Genomic DNA, 16620 nt, shown 5'->3' with positions numbered 1-16620 from the left:
GGGGCGTTGCGGTGGCGGGGGGTGGACTGGTGGGAGACCAGGGGGGTTGGGCGGGGCCGTTCGGGGTGGGGTCTTGGAACCAGGTGGAGGTTCCTGACGTCGTCTGGTCCGCCTTGGTCTGCTCGGGCTGGGGCACGGAGGAATGCGCCTGGCCGAAGCTCGGGGGTGGCATCGCCGGAGCCCCGGAGCCTTCGGACTGGCGTTCGTGCTCGGAGCCGGAATCCTGGCCACGCATACGCGGAAGCGTATCCAGAGTCGGGGACCGGCATACCGCTATGGGCGTTTCCCGGTCTGATTCCTCGCCCGATTTGTCACACTAAATTGGCAAATAGGGTGTTTTGGGCAGGCCCGGTGGCACAGGTTCCGGCAAGCACGCGGGTGTCCAGAGCGCTGGAGACGCTCAGCGCTCGGGTCTCCGGCATCGCTAGGTCGACCGGTTCGCGAGGTCGGCTGAGCAGCGTGATGCACACGGTGCGGGAGAGGCTTGCCCGTGCCTGCCGCTCCCCGCGCGGTGGTTGGTGCAAGCGTGCTCTGGTGAGGGCGGAGACGCGTGCCTGGCGGTCGGGGTGGTGTCGTAAGGGGTCGGCTTGTGCGGGCGCCGGTCAGCGTGGAGCAGGGCCTGCTCCCGCGGATCCCCCGCGAGAGTGTCGTCCGGGGTCAGCTTGTGCGGGCGCCGGTCAGCGCAGGGCCTGCTCCTGCGGATGCCCCCGCGAGAGTGTCGTCCGGGGTCAGCTTGTGCGGGCGCCGGTCAGCGCAGGGCCTGCTCCCGCGGATGCCCCGCGAGAGTGTCGTAACGGGTCAGCTTGTGCGGGCGCCGGTCAGGGCGCGGGTGTCCAGGGCGGGGAAGATGGTGGCTTCGGTGATGTCGACGGCGGCGCGGTTCAGGCGTTTGAGTTCGGTCTTGGTGGGTTTGTGGCCGTCCTTGTACTGGAACCACATGAGCACCAGGTAATGGCCTTGGGACCAGGCGATGGCGTAGGAGTCCGTGCCGCTGCCCAGGAGCTTCGTGGCTGGGTCCTTGCCCTGGAGGGGGTTGACGTAGTCCTCCAGTTCGCCGCCTCGGCCCACCTTGGCGGCCTTGACGGCGGCGGCGGAGGTGCGGAGGTTGGCTACGCCCACGGTGCCGATGAGGGTGCTTGTGGAGTCGCGGAAGCTGGCTCGCAGCAACTGGGTGCAGCCGCCGGAGGTCAGGGCTTTCTGCATGGCGGTGCCGTGTACGGCGTCCTTGCACTTCTTGTCGGCGCGGCGGACGGTCATCTCGTAGGTACGGCCCTTGGTGGTGATCTTCTTGCGGCCGAACAGCTCGTTCAGGGTGAGGGGCTGCGGGTCGGTCTTGCGCGACGCGGTGTAGCCGTCCTTGTCGTCCGGGGCCACGATGGGGACCTGGCCTGCGGGGCGTTGTGAGGACGTGGGGGCGGCGGTGCCCGCGGGGGTGTCGTCGCCGCTGGTGAGGATGACGATGGTGCCGCCCGCGACGAGCAGGGCGGCGACGACGCCGCCGAGGATCATCGGGAGCTTGGACCGGCGCCGGGGCTCCTCGGGCTCGCTGCGGTACTCGCGCATCGGCGGCTGGGACTTCTTCGCGTCGCCGCGTCCGCCGCCCCGGCGTCCGGACGATCCGCCGGCGGCCGCGGCGGTCGTCGCGGGGTCGCCGAGGCCGGTGCGCCCGCCGGGTCCTGCGGCGTCCGGGCCGGCGCCGGACCGTCCGGTGCCGAACGTCGCGCCTGGGGCGCGCGTGGCGCTGGTCTCGGTGGGGACGGGTGCGGCGAACGGACCGCTCCGCGTGGTCCGCGCCGGGTCGGGGTCGGTCCGGCGCACCACCTGGAAGGGGTCGGTGGGGGTGCGCAGTGTCTCGGACGAGCCGGTGCGCTGCTCCTGGAAGTGCTGGTCGGTGCGGGACTCGGCGAACGGCCTGCTCGGCGCCTGCCGCGCCGTGAACGCGCTCTCCTGGCCCGGCGGGTCCAGCGGGGCGGCCGGGGCGGCCCACGCCGCGAACGGGTCACGCGCCTGGGGCGGCGTGCCCCCTGTCGACTGCGGCTGGAACGGGTCCGTCCTCGTCCCCTGACCGGGAAGGGGCTCTCCCGGCCGCGTGGAGCCCGGCTCGCCCGCGGCACCGAACGGCCCGGTGCCCGGCGAGCGCCGCGGCGACTCGAGCGGCCGTGCCGCCGCGTCCTCCCCGAAGTTGCGCCCGGCCCCGAACGACGCCGCCTCGAACCCCCCGGTCCCGAAGCCGCCGTTCCCGAGCGTCCCGCCGGCGGACGTCCCGGTGGCCTCCGTTCCGGAGGATCCGCTCCCGGGCAGCCCGCCGAAGGAGCCCGTACCCGGCGAGCCGCCACTGGCCGGACCCGTGCCGAAGGACCCGGTGCCGGACGTCCCGCCGGACGACGACCCCGTGCCGAAGGCGTCGAACCCCGGCGACGCGCTGTCCCCCTGCGCCTGGGCGGCGGCCTCGGCGCGGCGGCGGCGTTCCTCCATGCGGCTCAGGGGCCGGCGGCCGTGGGTGGGCGGCTCGGCGGAGGACGGATAGGGATCGGCCGAGGGCCACGACGGTGTGCCCGAGGAGGGGGACGGCGTCCAGGCGGAGCCACGCTCGGAGGGCGCCCACGCGGAGGGCTCGCCGGAAGGGGCGGGCGACGGCCGTGAAGAAGGCTCACCCGACGCGGACGGCGACCACGCTGAAGGCTCGCCCGAGGACGCCGAGGGAGCCCACGCGGAGGACTCGCCGGAGGAAGGGGGCGGTGGCCATGTGCCGGAGGTGGTGGAGCCGCGTGCGGGGGGCTCCGCGGGCGTGAACGCCGTGGGCCAGGGGTCGGCGGGACCGGAGGCAGGGTCGGGGTCTCCGGTGGCCGGAGGGGGGTCGTACGGGCGGTACGGCTTGCGGCGCGGTGGCTGTTCCCCGGGGTAACCCATGCGCCGAGACTAACCCGGAGGCGCGACATAACAGGTCAGGAATAGCCGAAGTCCTGGGTCCACCAGATGTCGCCGCCGCCGTACGCGACGCCTACGCCCACCGTGGTGATCTGGCAGTTCAGGATGTTGCGGCGGTGGCCGGGGTTGGCCATCCAGTTGCGTACGGTCTCCTCGGCGGAGGCGTAGCCGCGGGCGATGTTCTCGGCCGCGCTGTTGGAGTAGCCGGCGCGGGCCATGCGCTGCCACGGCGTGGTGCCTGAGGGGGAGGTGTGGTCGAAGTAGCCCTTGGCGGCCATGTCCCGGCTGTGGGCCCGTGCCGAGCGGGTGAGGCGGCCGTCCACCCGCAGGGGGGCGCAGCCGCGGCGGGTGCGTTCCTGGTTGGTGAGGCGGACGGCGGCGGCTTCCAGCTGCGCGGGTGGCAGGCCCTCCGCGCCGGCCGGGCCGCTGTCGGACGCGCCGCCCGCGGTGCCGACCTTGGTGCCGGACGTGCCGCCGGAGCCGGTGCCGTCGATGACGTTGGCCGGCTTGCCGCCGCCGCGCGGCGTGGGCGGCGGGGCGCTGCGCGCGAGGCCGGTGGGGCGCGCCTCCGGCCGGGCGACGGGGGCGAGCGGCGGGCGTGCTTCGGCGGGCTCGGGGGCGGCGAGCAGCCGGCTGCTCATCGGGGTCGGTGTGGCCGGCTGAAGGTAGAGCTCACGGGGCGCCTCCCGTGCCGCGTCCAGCCACGAGATCGCCGTCGCGCCGAGCAGGAAGCCGACGAGACATGCCAACAGACCCACATGGGTCCGGCGACGGGGAAACCGCTGGGTATGCCGGAGATGAAAGCGCTGGCACATACCGCTGTCAAATATAGAGAGGTTGTCCAATGTTAAAGAAGAGACGCGGGTTGCCAGATTCGCGGAACAGTCGCTGAACGGGCCGTACACTGGACACCGAGTCCGGCCGTGCCGGCGGTTCGTTTTGACCCGCGCACGTCACGACCGGTAGTCTGCTTGTTTGTTGTGTGCGGATCGGTCCGTCGAGACCGGTGCGCGGCGCGTCCGGCGTCATCTCCCTGTTCGTGGAGACGGATGGTCTGGGCTGTCGTGCGCTCGCCCACGACCCTCCGTGATCGATTGCCGAACCCGACCAGAAGGCTTACCACCGTGCGCACGTTCACCCCTAAGGCCACCGACGTCGAACGTCAGTGGTACGTCATCGACGCCACCGACGTGGTGCTGGGTCGGCTTGCCACCCATGTCGCGACGTTGCTCCGCGGTAAGCACAAGCCGATCTTCGCGCCGCACGTCGACACCGGTGACTTCGTCATCGTCGTCAACGCCGACAAGGTGGCTCTGACCGGCAACAAGCTCGAGCAGAAGAAGGCGTACCGCCACTCCGGCTACCCCGGTGGTCTGCGCGCGGTCCCCTACAGCGAGCTGATGGAGAAGCGCCCGGACCGCGCCGTCGAGAAGGCCGTCAAGGGCATGCTCCCGAAGAACGCCCTCGGCCGGAAGATGGCCAAGAAGCTCAAGGTGTACGCCGGCCCCGAGCACCCGCACGCGGCCCAGCGTCCGGTGCCGTTCGAGCTCACCAAGACCGCCCAGTAGTCGCACCGTTGGCCGACGGCTGACGCCTAGATCGAAAGTAAGAGGAGAACCGTGGCTGAGCCCACCGGTGTCGAGACGCCCTTCGAGGGCGACGTGGACATCACGGACAGCTCTGAGGAGTTCCCGTCCGAGTACACCACTGAGTCCGCTCCTGCCGGCGACACCCCCGCGCGTAAGCCCATCACCACGGGCAACTCGTACGGGACCGGCCGCCGCAAGGAGGCGGTCGCCCGGGTGCGCATCGTGCCGGGCACCGGCAAGTGGACCATCAACGGCCGCTCGCTGGACAACTACTTCCCGAACAAGGTCCACCAGCAGATCGTCAACGAGCCGTTCGTGACGCTCGGCGCCGAGGACCAGTTCGACGTGTTCGCGCGCATCGACGGCGGCGGCGTGACCGGCCAGGCCGGCGCGCTGCGCATGGGCCTCGCCCGCGCCCTGACCGCCCTGGACAGCGAGGTCAACCGCCCGCCGCTGAAGAAGGCCGGCTTCCTGACCCGCGACGCCCGGGTGAAGGAGCGGAAGAAGTACGGCCTCAAGAAGGCCCGTAAGGCCCCGCAGTACAGCAAGCGTTGACGGGCCGGTTGTTCGGCACCGACGGCGTCCGTGGGGTCGCGGGCCGCGACCTCACGGCGGAGCTGGCCATGGACCTCTCGGTCGCGGCCGCTCACGTCCTCGGTGATGCCGGCGCGTTCGAGTCGAGCGTCGGGCGGCGTGGCCGCCCGGTCGCCGTCGTGGGCCGGGACCCGCGTGCCTCCGGGGAGTTCCTGGAGGCCGCGGTGGTCGCCGGCCTGGCGTCGTCGGGGGTGGACGTGCTGCGCCTCGGCGTGCTGCCCACCCCGGCGGTGGCGTACCTCACCTCGGCCCTCGGCGCCGATCTCGGCGTCATGTTGTCCGCGTCGCACAACCCGGCGCCGGACAACGGCATCAAGTTCTTCGCGCGCGGCGGCTTCAAGCTGCCCGACGCGGTGGAGAACGACATCGAGCACCGGCTCGGCGAGAAGTGGAACCGCCCGGTGGGCGCGGCGGTCGGCCGGGTTCGCGACGCGTACGGCGAGGCGGACCGCTACGTGTCCCATCTGCTGACGTCGCTGCCTGGGCGGCTGGACGGCATGCGGGTGGTCCTCGACTGCGCGCACGGCGCCGCGCACATGGTGGCGCCGGAGGCGCTGCTGCGGGCGGGTGCCGTGGTGGAGACCATCGGCGCGTCGCCGGACGGCCTCAACATCAACGAGGGCGTGGGGTCCACCCACCTCGACGGGCTGCGTGCCGCGGTCGTGGAGTCGGGCGCCGACGCGGGCATCGCCTACGACGGCGACGCCGACCGGTGCCTCGCGGTGACGTCGACCGGCGAGGTGGTGGACGGCGACCAGATCATGTTGATCCTGGCGCTGGCCATGCACGACGCGGGTGTTCTCGCCGAGGACACCGTGGTCGCGACCGTGATGTCCAACCTCGGCTTCAAGATCGCCCTGCGCAAGGCCGGCCTCGCCATGGTCGAGACGGCGGTCGGCGACCGCTACGTCCTCGAGGCCATGAAGGAGGGCGGCTACAACTTCGGCGGCGAGCAGTCGGGCCACGTGGTGATGCTCGACCACGCCACCACCGGGGACGGCCTGCTCACCTCGCTCCACCTGCTCGCCCAGGTGGCCCGCACGGGCCGCCCGCTCGGTGAGCTGGCGTCGGCGATGACCCGCCTGCCGCAGGTGCTGGTGAACGTCAGGGACGTCTCCAAGGCCAAGGCGGCGACGTCCGAGGAGTTGGCGACCGCGGTGGCGGACGTGGAACGATCCCTCGGCGACACCGGCCGGGTGCTGATCCGCCCGAGCGGCACCGAGCCGATGGTCCGCGTCATGGTGGAGGCCGAGTCGCAGGACGAGGCCGAGCGCCTCGCCGGCCACCTCGCCGAGGTGGTGCGCAGGACCTGCGGCTGACCGTCCCCAGGTCTCCCGCGCGGTGAGAGAGATGTGTACGGCCGGACCCGGTGTACCGGGCCCGGCCGTTCTCGTTCACGCGGGTGCTCAGGCGCACGGCCGGAGCGGCCCGGGCGCGCGACCCGTGGGTCACGCGGCCGGGGTGGCTCAGGCGTGGGCGCGCAGTGCCGCGGCGAACCATTCGAACGCCGGGGTGCTCGGGGTGAAGGGCGGGCGGTTGTTGAGCACGCCCATCAGCTCCCAGTAGCGCTCCACGCGCCGGTCGGTGAACATCTCGATCTGGCCGGCGAGCTTGGCCCGCTCGGCGGCGGAGGTGTCCGCGCCGACGATGCGGTCCACGATCTCCTTGCCCTGCGCGGACTCCGGCGCGACGCCGGCCGCGACGGCGGCGGACGCGTGCTCGGTGACCGGCGCAGGGTCGTACGCCGGCTGCTCCCCGCCCTGGGCGCCCGTCACCGCCATCTGGCGCACACGCTCACGGAAGGACGCGTCGGCCATCAGGCCGGTCAGCTCGGCCCAGGCCGCCGCCTGCTCCGGCGTGAGCTCGTCCGGGGCGTCCTCCGGCAGCTGGCGCATCCCCTGGGCGATCCTGGCGCCCGGCGCGCCCGGGTCGATGCCCGCGAACGCCTGCTGGACGAACTCATCGATGATCAACTGCCGCTCGCGGGCGGTCAGGCTCCCCAACTCTGCCATTTTCCTCATCTACTCGGGTCGTGGTATCGAAGTGGGCGTACGCCCGTCGGCGTGGCCCGTCGATGACAACCCTCCACCCTCCAGTTACTGGAGACTCAACGCATTTATCGCCCTATATCCGTGGTCCGGCGCATCTCCTCTAGGGTGGCTGCTCGTGACGCACCGGTATCGGCATCGGCTGCTCGCCGCCTGTTCGTTCGCCGTCGGCGCCCTCGTGACATGGGTGCTCACGGCCACCGGCACCGACGGCGAGTTCTTCCGCTCGCTGCTCTACCCGTGGCTGTTCGCCGCCGTGCTGCTCGGCGGGGTGCTCCTCGGGGTGACCGTCTCGGTGCGCACGGCTGTGGCGACGCTGGTGCCGTTCGCGATCCCGCAGGCCCTGCTGGCGGGGTGGCGCGGGGCGGACCCGGCACCGGACTCCGGGGGGCTGTGGCTGGTCGGCCTCGCCGTCTCCTGCGTCCTGCTGCTGTTCGCGGTGGGTGCCATCGCCGTGGGGGTCTGCGTACGCCTCATGTTCCGCCGCTGAGCGGGCCTACGCCACGGCGCAGGTGGTGCCGTTCAGCGTGAAACTCTGCGGGCGCACCAGGCTGCCGCTGTAGGTGCCGTTGAAACCGATCTGGACGGACGCGCCCATGGCCAGCGACCCGTTCCAGGACACGTTGGTCGCGGTGACCGCCGCGCCGCTCTGCGACCAGTTGGCCGACCAGCCCTGCGACACCAGGATCTGCTGGGTGGTCGGGTACACGAAGCGCAGGCTCCACGAGCTGAGGGCCGGGCCCGTGTTGGTGACGGTGATGCTCGCGCTGAAGCCGCCGCCCCAGTCGTTGGTCGAGTACGCCACCCGGCACTGCCCGCCGAAGGTCGGCGTCGGCGTCGGTGTGGGCGTGGGGGTTGGCGTGGGGGCGGGCGTACTGCTCGGGGTCGGGCTCACGGGAGGCGTCGGCGAGGACGAGCCGCCGCCGCTGGTCGTGTATGTCGCGGCGGTGTAGGCCGCCGAGCACTGCGTGCCGCAGGACGCGGGCAGCGAGAACGAGTACTCCCGCCCGCCGTTGACGAGCTGGTCGGTGACGTCCCGCACGCGGATGCGGTAATCGGTCCCCGCGCTCACCATGGGCGCGATGATGAACGACTGCCCCATGTCGCGGTTCGGCTGCGCCGCCTGCCAGGTGCCGCCGGCGAAGTACTCCACGCCGTGGATGCCGTTCGCCAGGTGCGACACCGCGATGGCCGGCCAGTACCGCTGCGCCCCCTGGATGAACCCGATGCGGATGTCCCCGCTGTAGTCGGGCGCCGGGACGAACGACCACGTCATCCGCCGGTTGTTGAAGTGGTTCGGCAGCAGGTCGCCCACCGGGGCGCCGTTCTTGACGAACTGGTTGATCGAGTTCTTGGCGAGGTCCAGGTGGTACGGGTCGTCCCGGCACCAGGCGTTGGGGTCCCCGCAACTGTCCGCGACGACCATGGTGAGGGTGGCGCCGTTGTAGGCGTCGGCGACCCACGAGCCGTTGCGGCAGAACGCCTGCCCGGCCGCCCCGTCGTTCACCCCGGTGCAGAAGTCGCCGACCGTCACCCGCACGAAACGCCCGCAGTTGCGGCCGTTGTCCCACACGCCGATCCGGGCGGCCTGCTCAGGCGGGATGGGCCGCGGGTAGTAGGCGTAGTCGCCGGGCGTGTTGTAGACGTTCAGCGCCACGAAGTGCGGGCTGTCGAGCTGCGCCTGGGGCAGCCCGCACCCGCCGTACGGGGAGCCGAGCGCGTCGAAATAGGTGGAGTTGCCGGTGACCGGGGCGGAGGTGTCCGGCACGGCGTGCGCCCGCCAGGCGGTCCCCGCCGCGACCAGGGCCGCGACGCAGACGAACACCATAAGGCGCCGGAAGGAGAGCACCCGGTCGATCATGACGTGCCTCCAGGGGGCGGACGCTCTGCCGGCGGGCGGTCCCGAGGCGGCACCGCCGGGACGGACGCCCCGCCGCGGTCACGGTAGACCTCCGCCCCCCGGACGCGACAGCGCGGACCCGGCCGGTGCCGGATCCGCGCAGGTCGCCGTGCGGGGAGAGGTGAAAGTTACGCGGTCACTCGTCGCCGGTGAGGGACAACACGCGCAGCCGCTGGCCGGCCCACACCACCGACCCGACGGTGACGATCAGCACGGCCGGCACCGCGAAGCCCATGCTCACCGAGGCGTTCAGGAACCCCGAGGTGCTGATCTCGGCGGCGAACGTCTGCGCCCACTGCTGGATGGAGAAGTTGCGCGCCCCCGGCACGTAGCCGCCGACGAGGTTCTCCCACACCACGGCGTAGATGATGCCGACCGTCACCGCGTGCCGCGTGACCACCCCGAGCAGCAGGAACACCGCCGCGTAGGCCACCCCGCCGACCACCGAGCCGACCGCGAAGCCGTAGGCGATGCCCGCCTCGCCGCGCAGCAGCAGGTACCCCGCGAGGAACGTCGGCACCGCGGCGAACAGCACGAGCAGCCCCGCCGCGACCGCGAACTTGGTGGTGGCGATCACCGGCCGCGAGATCGGCTTGGACAGCAGGTGGATGATCGTGCCGTCGTCGATCTCGGGGGCGATGGTGCCGGTGCCCGCGATCAGCCCGAGCAGCGGCAGCATGGTGCCGATCGCGTACACCTGCATGAGGGTGATCGCGGCCTTCTCGTCGGTGCTGCCGAGCGCCCTGAGCAGCGCCGCGAGCCCGAGCAGCAGCAGGGGGAGCAGCAGCAGGAGCAGCACCCGGCGGCGTCCGAGCACGGCGCGGAACGTGATGCCGGCGACGACGGAGTTCATCGGGTGCTCCCGGAGATCAGGTAGGAGAAGACGCTTTCCAGGTCCTCGTCGGCGGGGGACACCTCGGTGAGGGTGATCCCGGCGTCCCGGGCGACCCGGGGCAGCAGCCAGGTGAACCTGCGGAAGTCGACGGCCTGCACCTCCAGCCCGGCGGGTCCGAGGGACACCGCCCCGGAGGACCCGTCGGCGATCAGCGCCGCGGCGAGGCGCCGGTCGTCGCTGGAGCGCACCCGGAACAGGTGGGGCCGGTCGGTCATGCGTCTGCGGATCTCCCGGAAGTCGCCGGACGCGGCGTGCCGCCCGGCGACCAGCACCTCGATGTGCTGGGCGACCCGCTCGACCTCCTCCAGGATGTGCGAGCTGAACAGGATGGTGCGCCCCGAGGCGCCGAGCTCGCGCACGAGGTCCATCAGGTGGAGGCGCTGGCGCGGGTCCATGCCGTTGAACGGCTCGTCGAGCAGCAGCACCCGCGGGTCGTGCACCAGGGCGGCGGCGACCTTGACCCGCTGCCGCATGCCCTTGGAGTAGGTCTCGATGCGCCGGTCCTTGGCGCTCTCCATCTCGACCATCGCGAGGGCTTTCGCCGCGGCGTCCTCGGGGGACGGCAGGCCGTGCAGCTTGGCGCCGGAGAGCACGAACTGCCAGCCGGTGAGGAAGCCGTAGACGGCCTCGCGCTCGGGCACCAGGCCGATGGAGCGGTAGATCTGGTGGTTGCGCCAGATCGGCGTGCCGTCCAGCGTGGCCGTGCCGGTGGAGGGGGCGAGGAACCCGGCCATCATGTGCAGCAGGGTGGACTTGCCCGCGCCGTTCGGGCCGAGCAGCCCGGTGACGCCGGGGCCGATCGTCATGGTGACGTCGTTGACCGCCACCACGTTGCCGTACCAGCGGGAGACCTGGGCCAGTTCGATGTTCACGACGCGGCCGCCTTCCGGTACCGCAGGACGAGGGCGGAGACGCACAGTCCGGTGATCGCGACCACGAGGGCGGCGGCGACCGGGCCGCCGAGGTCCGGCGGGTAGCCGCCGTCGTTGTGCGGTTCGACGCCGAACAGCCAGTTCTGCACCGCGTCCACCAGGAAGAACGGGTTGATCAGCCAGGCCCACGTGGCCGCGGCGTCCCGGCTGGTGGACATCAGCAGGCCCACCAGGACGGCCGACACCGCCGACGACAGCAGGTAGACGGCGATCACCGAGGCGACGCCGAGCCCGCGCCGCGGCGTGAACGACGCCAGCGCCACGCCGATCGCGGCGAGCAGCACCGCGTAGATCACCGCGGTGCCCATCGCGGCGAGGTAGTCGCCGGTGTGCGGCGGGCCGGGCAGGTCCACCAGCAGCTCCCCGGCGAACAGCAGGGTGAGCGGCGCGCCGATCAGGATGAACAGGGCGAGCGTCATGGCGGTCAGCTTGGCCGCCACGTAGTCGAGCGCCGTGGTGGGACGGGACATGTACAGCGGCAGCACCCGGAACCGCAGGTCGGGCGCCACCAGGTACGGCGACTGCGCGGCCAGGAACACCGCGAGCACGGCCTGCATGGTGACGGCGTACGCCGGGTAGGGCAGGGCGCGCTCCTTGAGGATGGCCATCACCGCGATCGACACCACCGCGGGCAGCATCATCACGCCGAAGAGCAGGAACGGCATGATCTTGGACCGTGCGGTGCGGCCGAGCCCGAACACCCCGCGCAGGCTGTTGAGCGTGAGCGCGGCGAACGCGTGGCCCCGCCCGTGGCGCGGGCCGTCGTAGTGGCGGTACCCGATGTCGTGGATGACCCCGGACGGCCGCTCGGCCACAGGGACCGTGCCCGTCCCAGGGCCCGTCTCGGTGCCCGTCTCAGACATGTGCGGCCTCCTCCCGGAAGACGTCCTCGATGCGGTGGCGGCCCTGTTCCAGCCGCACCAGCGACAGGTTCAGGTCGCACACCGCGTCCCGTACCAGGTCGTGCGCGCCCGGCGTGCCGGCGTCCATGATGAGCAGGCGCCCGTGCTCGGTGACGGCACGCCCGGCGGCCCGCAGCCGCTCGGCCAGCGCCTCCTGGCCCTCCTCGACCTCGACGGTGATCGACTGGGTGGCCTGGGTGAACTCCCCGATCGCCGAGGAGCGCAGCAACCGGCCGCCGTCGATGACGATGACGTGGTCGCACACCCGCTCAAGCTCGCCGAGCAGGTGGGAGGTCACCACCACGCTGATGCCGAACTCGGTGCCGATGCGCCGGATCAGCGCCAGCATGTCGTCGCGGCCCTTCGGGTCCAGGCCGTTGGTGGGTTCGTCGAGGAACAGCAGGCTGGGGTCGTGCACCAGCGCCTGGGCCAGCTTGACGCGCTGCTTCATGCCGGTGGAGTAGCCGCCGATGGGGCGGTAGCGCTCCTCGTACAGGCCGACGTGCCGCAGTGTGTCGGCGGCGCGCTCGCGGGCGGTGCCGCGCGGCAGACCGGACATGCGGGCCATGTGGACGGTGAACTCGGTGGCCGAGACGTCCGGCGGCAGGCAATCGTGCTCGGGCATGTAGCCGACCTTGCGGCGGATGTCGAGCGCCTGGGTGGCGGGGTCCAGCCCGAGCACGGCGGCGCGGCCCTCGGTAGGCGGCAGCAGCCCGAGCAGGATCTTGATGAGGGTGGACTTCCCCGCGCCGTTGGCGCCGACCAGGCCCGTGACGCCCGGCTCCGCGGTGACGGTGAGCCGGTCGAGCGCCGTCACCCGGGGAAATCGTTTGGTGAGTCCCTCGGTGGCGAGGATGGTCATGCCAGGGACACTATCCAAGGCCGGGCCCCCGGCGGCTCCGTCACACGGAGGAATCGCGCCTCCTCCGAGCGGCGGGCGGCGTGATACGCAGGCCGTACCTCGACCAGAACACCCGTTGCACGAGCAGGGTGACCGTCCCGGCGATCACCATGCCGGCGATGTTGACGATGAGCTGCGCCGCCGAGCCCCCGACGTCGTCCCACCGCCCGGTCGCGGCGGCGACGGCGGCGAACCCGGCGGCCGGCACGGTCGTCACCGAGATGAAGACGCCGACCAGGGCCGAGGACTTGCCCGCCGTGACCGACAACACGCCGGCCGCCCCGGCGAGCAGCGCCACGATGAACGACCACTGGTCGGGCTTGACGATGAACTCCACCTCGTCGTGGCCGTTGAGCGTCTGCGGGCCGATCCACCCGATGCCGTGCAGCAGCAGGGCGAAGGCCGTCGTGACGGCGATGGCCAGCAGGAACCCGATCAGCAGCGTGCGCAGCGCGGAGACGATCAGCCCGCCGTCCCGCCGCAGCAGGCCGAACGACACCGCCGCCACCGCGCCGAACTCCGGGCCGAGCACCATCGCCCCGACGATCAGGATGAGGGACGGCAGCACCACCCCGATCGCCGCGATCATGGTGGCGATGGTGAGGAACGCCAGGTACGCCCAGGTGACCCGGCAGTCGTCCGACACCTGCTCGGCCAGCTCGTCCCACACCACGGCGTCGCCGGGCGCGCCGGGCACCTGGGCCTCGGCCTCGTCGGCGACCCGGGACAGCGACAGGTCCACCCGCTCGGCCGCGATGGAGCCCTCCTCGGCGATGCCGAGCTCCTTGAGGTGCTCGATGACGGCGTTCGCGCCCTCACGGGTGACCTCGAACATCACGAGGTCGCCCTCGGGGCGCCGCCCGGCGCCGGGCAGCTCGATCACGTTGGTGACCCCGGCCGCCTCGGTGAGCATGCGCAGCACCTCGGAGGTGCGGGCATGGGGGGAGATCACCCTCAGGTGCAGCATGACCGAAGCTTAGGCCCGTTTTCGGCACCAGCCCGAAAAGTCCCTGGTCAGCACGTGATCGGCGCAGGTCGAGGGCGATGCGCGGGAACCGGGGCTAGGTGCGGCGGAGGCGTACGCGCCTTATGGAATGATCGGGTCCCTTGTACAGGATCAGCCCGGCGCGTCCCCGGGTGGGGGCGATGTTCTCCACCAGGTTCAGCTCGTTGACGTCCCGCCAGACCTGCTTGGCGAACCGGGTGGCGTCCTCCTCCGACAGGTCGGCGATGTAGGAGAAGTACGACTTGGGGTCCGCGAACGCCGTGCGGCGCAGCTTGTGGAACCGGTCGACGTACCAGGCCCGGATGTCCTCCACGCGGGCGTCCACGTAGATCGAGAAGTCGAAGTAGTCGTTGACCGCCAGCGCCGCCGGCGGCGCCGGCTGCAGCACGTTGAGGCCCTCGACGATGAGGATGTCCGGCCGCCGCACGGTCTGCGAGGCGCCCGGCACGATGTCGTACTCCAGGTGGCTGTAGACCGGGGCCCGCACCTCCTCGGCGCCCGCCTTGACGTCGGCGACGAAACGCACGAGCGCCCGGCGGTCGTAGCTCTCGGGGAAGCCCTTGCGGTGGGAGATGCCGCGCTCCTCCAGCACCTTGTTGGGGTACAGGAACGAGTCGGTGGTGATCAGGTCCACGCGGGGGTGCTCGGGCCAGCGGGCCAGCAGGGTGTGCAGCAGGCGGGCCGTGGTCGACTTGCCGACCGCGACGCTGCCCGCGATGCCGAGGATGTACGGCGGGGGCGCGTGGTCGTCGCCAAGGAAGGTGTTCACCGCCGCGCCGCGCTGCCGGACGCCCGTGAAGTGGAGGTTCAGCAGACGGGTCAGCGGCAGGTAGATGTCGGTGACCTCGGCCAGGTCGATCGGGTCGTCGACGCCGCGCAGCTCCTCCAGCTCCTTGGCCGTCAGGGTGAGAGGCGTGTTCTCGCGCAGCTCCCGCCACTGGGCGCGGCTGAGCTCGACGTAAGGGTGCGATGCCTCCATGGATGCGAACTCTATGCTGATCAGTGTGATCGTCGGCATCGGGGTGGACCTCGTGGACGTCGCCCGGCTGGAGGCGGCACTCCTGCGCACGCCCCGGCTGCGGGACCGGCTGTTCACCGAGGGCGAGCGGGAGCTGCCGCCGCACTCGCTGGCCGCCCGGTTCGCCGCCAAGGAGGCCGTCGCCAAGGCCCTCGGCGCGCCCCCCGGGCTGGACCACCGGGACGCCGAGATCACCACGGGCCCGTACGGCCGCCCGCGGCTCGCGGTCACCGGGCGGGCCGCCGAGGTGGCGGCGGCGCTCGGGGTGACCCGCTGGCACGTGTCGCTCAGCCACGACGGCGGGATGGCCGTCGCGTACGTCGTCGCCGAGGGCTGAGGCGCCCGTGGGGCGGCTTCCTGCCGGAGATCGGGGACGGCTAGATTCGGTGAGGTGCTGAGCGCGTACACCTCCGACGAGATCAGGGTCGCCGAGCGGGCGCTGATGGCCCTGCTGCCCGAGGGCACCCTCATGAGCAGGGCGGCCACCGGTCTCGCGGTGGCCTGCGCCGAGGCCGTGCCCCGGGTGTACGGCGCGCGGGTGGTCCTGCTGGTCGGCAGCGGGGACAACGGCGGCGACGCCCTGTACGCCGGGGCGGTCCTCGCCCGCCGGGGCGCCCGGGTGCGGGCGGTGCTCGCCGGCAGCCGCACCCATGAGGGCGGGCTGGCCGCGCTGACCCGCGCCGGGGGGCGGTCGCTCGACCTGCGGGAGGCCGCGGGCGGGCCGGAGTCCGACCCCGTGCTGCGCGGCCTGATCGACGGGGCCGAGGTGCTGGTGGACGGGCTGGTGGGCATCGGCGGCACCGGCGCGCTGCGGGAGCCGTACGCGGCCCTGGCCCGGCTGACGGCGACGGCGCCCGGTGTGGTGGTCGCGGTGGACGTGCCGAGCGGCGTGGACGCGAGCACCGGCGAGGTCAGGGGGGACGCCGTGCGCGCCCACCTCACCGTGACGTTCGGCGCGGCCAAGCCGGGCCTGCTGATCGACCCCGGCGCCGGCCACGTGGGCGGCCTGCGGGTGGTGGACATCGGCCTGCGGCCCCACCTGCCCGCCCCCGGCGTGGCAGCGTTCGACGGGCCCGACGTGGCCGGGCGGCTGCCCCGGGCGGCGGCCGAGTCCAACAAGTACCGCAGGGGCGTGGTGGGGGTGGTGGCGGGCAGCGACCGCTTCACCGGTGCCGCCGTGCTCACCGTCGGCGGGGCCGTGCGTGCCGGGGCCGGGCTGGTGCGCTTCGCGAGCGCCGAGGAGCCGGTGCGGCAGGTGCGCGCCCGGTGGCCGGAAGCGGTCACCTCGGTCGTCACGCCCGAGGACGGCGTCACGGGTGCCGGCCGGGTGCAGTGCTGGGTGGTGGGGCCCGGCATGGGCACCGGCGACGACGCGCACGCCCTGGCCGCGTCCGCGCTGGCCGCCGACGTGCCCGCCCTGGTGGACGCGGACGGGCTCACCCTGGCCGCCCGCGACCGCTCCCTGCTGCGGCGCTCCGCCCCCACGGTGATCACCCCGCACACCGGCGAGCTCGGCCGCCTCCTCGGTGTGCCGTCGGACGACATCGAGGCGCGGCGGCTGTACTTCGCGCGCCGCGCCGCCGCCGAGCTCGGGGTGACGGTGCTGCTCAAGGGGTCGACTACCCTGGTGGCCGAGGAGGGCGGGCCGGTCCTGGTGAACGTCACGGGCACCCCCTGGCTGGCCACCGGAGGCACCGGCGACGTGCTCGCCGGCATCTGCGGGGCCTTCCTCGCCGGCGGCATGAGCACGCGCGACGCCGCCTCCTGCGCCGCGTACCTCCACGGGCTCGCCGGGCGGGCGGCGGCCGGCGGGCCGCGAGGCGGCGAGGCGCCGATCGCGGCCCTCGACGTCGCGCGGGAGCTCCCCGGCGTCATCCGCTCCCTGGTGGCGGGCGGGTGAACCGGTC

The 16620-nt window shown here is 72.7% G+C and carries 16 protein-coding genes and 1 pseudogene; 6 read left to right on the top strand and 11 right to left on the bottom strand.

Annotation, left to right across the window (positions count from 1 at the left end):
• The 3 genes from ABGB17_RS07985 to ABGB17_RS07975 form a co-directional block, all read right to left on the bottom strand.
• The coding region (locus ABGB17_RS07985; RefSeq protein WP_347627156.1) for a hypothetical protein at positions 1 to 235 on the bottom strand (235 nt) is incomplete at its 3' end.
• A 563-nt stretch (positions 236 to 798) separates the two neighbouring features.
• A complete protein-coding gene (locus tag ABGB17_RS07980; RefSeq protein ID WP_347627155.1) occupies positions 799 to 2475 on the bottom strand; it encodes a hypothetical protein in 1677 nt (558 codons plus the stop codon).
• Between the two features lie 470 nt (positions 2476 to 2945).
• Complete coding sequence (locus ABGB17_RS07975) at positions 2946 to 3677, bottom strand: CAP domain-containing protein (RefSeq protein WP_347627154.1); 732 nt, start codon at positions 3675 to 3677, stop codon at positions 2946 to 2948.
• Between the two features lie 375 nt (positions 3678 to 4052).
• Here ABGB17_RS07975 and rplM point away from each other — a divergent pair, with 375 nt between their 5' ends.
• The 3 genes from rplM to glmM are packed head-to-tail and all read left to right on the top strand — an operon-like array spanning position 4053 to position 6430.
• Complete coding sequence (gene rplM, locus ABGB17_RS07970; RefSeq protein WP_347627153.1) at positions 4053 to 4496, top strand: 50S ribosomal protein L13; 444 nt, start codon at positions 4053 to 4055, stop codon at positions 4494 to 4496.
• Positions 4497 to 4547: 51 nt separating this feature from the next.
• Positions 4548 to 5072 carry a 30S ribosomal protein S9 gene (gene rpsI / locus ABGB17_RS07965; RefSeq protein ID WP_347627152.1) on the top strand — a complete coding sequence of 175 codons (525 nt, stop codon included), beginning with the start codon at positions 4548 to 4550 and terminating at the stop codon, positions 5070 to 5072.
• Positions 5069 to 6430: a phosphoglucosamine mutase gene (glmM, locus tag ABGB17_RS07960; RefSeq protein WP_347627151.1), complete on the top strand. Its 1362-nt coding sequence runs from the start codon at positions 5069 to 5071 to the stop codon at positions 6428 to 6430. The genes rpsI and glmM overlap by 4 nt, the downstream gene beginning before the upstream one ends.
• A gap of 147 nt (positions 6431 to 6577) precedes the next feature.
• Here the strand turns inward: glmM and ABGB17_RS07955 are convergent, their stop codons facing one another.
• Positions 6578 to 7123 (bottom strand): hypothetical protein, encoded by a 546-nt coding sequence (locus ABGB17_RS07955; protein WP_347627150.1) that lies wholly within the window; start codon positions 7121 to 7123, stop codon positions 6578 to 6580.
• A 154-nt stretch (positions 7124 to 7277) separates the two neighbouring features.
• Here ABGB17_RS07955 and ABGB17_RS07950 point away from each other — a divergent pair, with 154 nt between their 5' ends.
• On the top strand, positions 7278 to 7649 hold the full coding sequence (locus tag ABGB17_RS07950; protein ID WP_347627149.1) for a hypothetical protein: 372 nt from the start codon (positions 7278 to 7280) through the stop codon (positions 7647 to 7649).
• A 6-nt stretch (positions 7650 to 7655) separates the two neighbouring features.
• On the opposite strand, the pseudogene ABGB17_RS07945 reads toward ABGB17_RS07950, so the two are convergent.
• The 7 genes and pseudogenes from ABGB17_RS07945 to coaA form a co-directional block, all read right to left on the bottom strand.
• Positions 7656 to 7970 (bottom strand): annotated as a pseudogene (locus ABGB17_RS07945) (cellulose binding domain-containing protein); the annotation flags it as partial.
• Between the two features lie 1225 nt (positions 7971 to 9195).
• Positions 9196 to 9912 carry an ABC transporter permease subunit gene (locus ABGB17_RS07940; protein ID WP_347627148.1) on the bottom strand — a complete coding sequence of 239 codons (717 nt, stop codon included), beginning with the start codon at positions 9910 to 9912 and terminating at the stop codon, positions 9196 to 9198.
• On the bottom strand, positions 9909 to 10826 hold the full coding sequence (locus ABGB17_RS07935) for an ABC transporter ATP-binding protein (protein ID WP_347627147.1): 918 nt from the start codon (positions 10824 to 10826) through the stop codon (positions 9909 to 9911). Before ABGB17_RS07935 ends, ABGB17_RS07940 begins: the two co-directional genes overlap by 4 nt.
• Positions 10823 to 11749 (bottom strand): ABC transporter permease, encoded by a 927-nt coding sequence (locus ABGB17_RS07930; RefSeq protein ID WP_347627146.1) that lies wholly within the window; start codon positions 11747 to 11749, stop codon positions 10823 to 10825. Before ABGB17_RS07930 ends, ABGB17_RS07935 begins: the two co-directional genes overlap by 4 nt.
• Positions 11742 to 12650 (bottom strand): ABC transporter ATP-binding protein, encoded by a 909-nt coding sequence (locus tag ABGB17_RS07925; RefSeq protein WP_347627145.1) that lies wholly within the window; start codon positions 12648 to 12650, stop codon positions 11742 to 11744. Before ABGB17_RS07925 ends, ABGB17_RS07930 begins: the two co-directional genes overlap by 8 nt.
• A 40-nt stretch (positions 12651 to 12690) precedes the next feature.
• Positions 12691 to 13656 carry a DUF389 domain-containing protein gene (locus tag ABGB17_RS07920; RefSeq protein ID WP_347627144.1) on the bottom strand — a complete coding sequence of 322 codons (966 nt, stop codon included), beginning with the start codon at positions 13654 to 13656 and terminating at the stop codon, positions 12691 to 12693.
• Positions 13657 to 13750: 94 nt separating this feature from the next.
• Positions 13751 to 14674, bottom strand: a complete 924-nt coding sequence (gene coaA / locus ABGB17_RS07915; protein WP_347627143.1) for a type I pantothenate kinase — start codon at positions 14672 to 14674, stop codon at positions 13751 to 13753.
• Here coaA and ABGB17_RS07910 point away from each other — a divergent pair.
• Both ABGB17_RS07910 and ABGB17_RS07905 read left to right on the top strand, forming a co-directional pair.
• A complete protein-coding gene (locus tag ABGB17_RS07910) occupies positions 14673 to 15050 on the top strand; it encodes a holo-ACP synthase (RefSeq protein ID WP_347627142.1) in 378 nt (125 codons plus the stop codon). The genes coaA and ABGB17_RS07910 overlap by 2 nt on opposite strands.
• A gap of 54 nt (positions 15051 to 15104) precedes the next feature.
• Positions 15105 to 16613: an NAD(P)H-hydrate dehydratase gene (locus ABGB17_RS07905; RefSeq protein ID WP_347627141.1), complete on the top strand. Its 1509-nt coding sequence runs from the start codon at positions 15105 to 15107 to the stop codon at positions 16611 to 16613.
• Positions 16614 to 16620 lie beyond the last annotated feature (7 nt).

The organism is Sphaerisporangium sp. B11E5, assembly GCF_039871875.1.
Classification (GTDB): domain Bacteria; phylum Actinomycetota; class Actinomycetes; order Streptosporangiales; family Streptosporangiaceae; genus Sphaerisporangium.
This window is presented reverse-complemented; position numbering and strand designations above follow the sequence as displayed.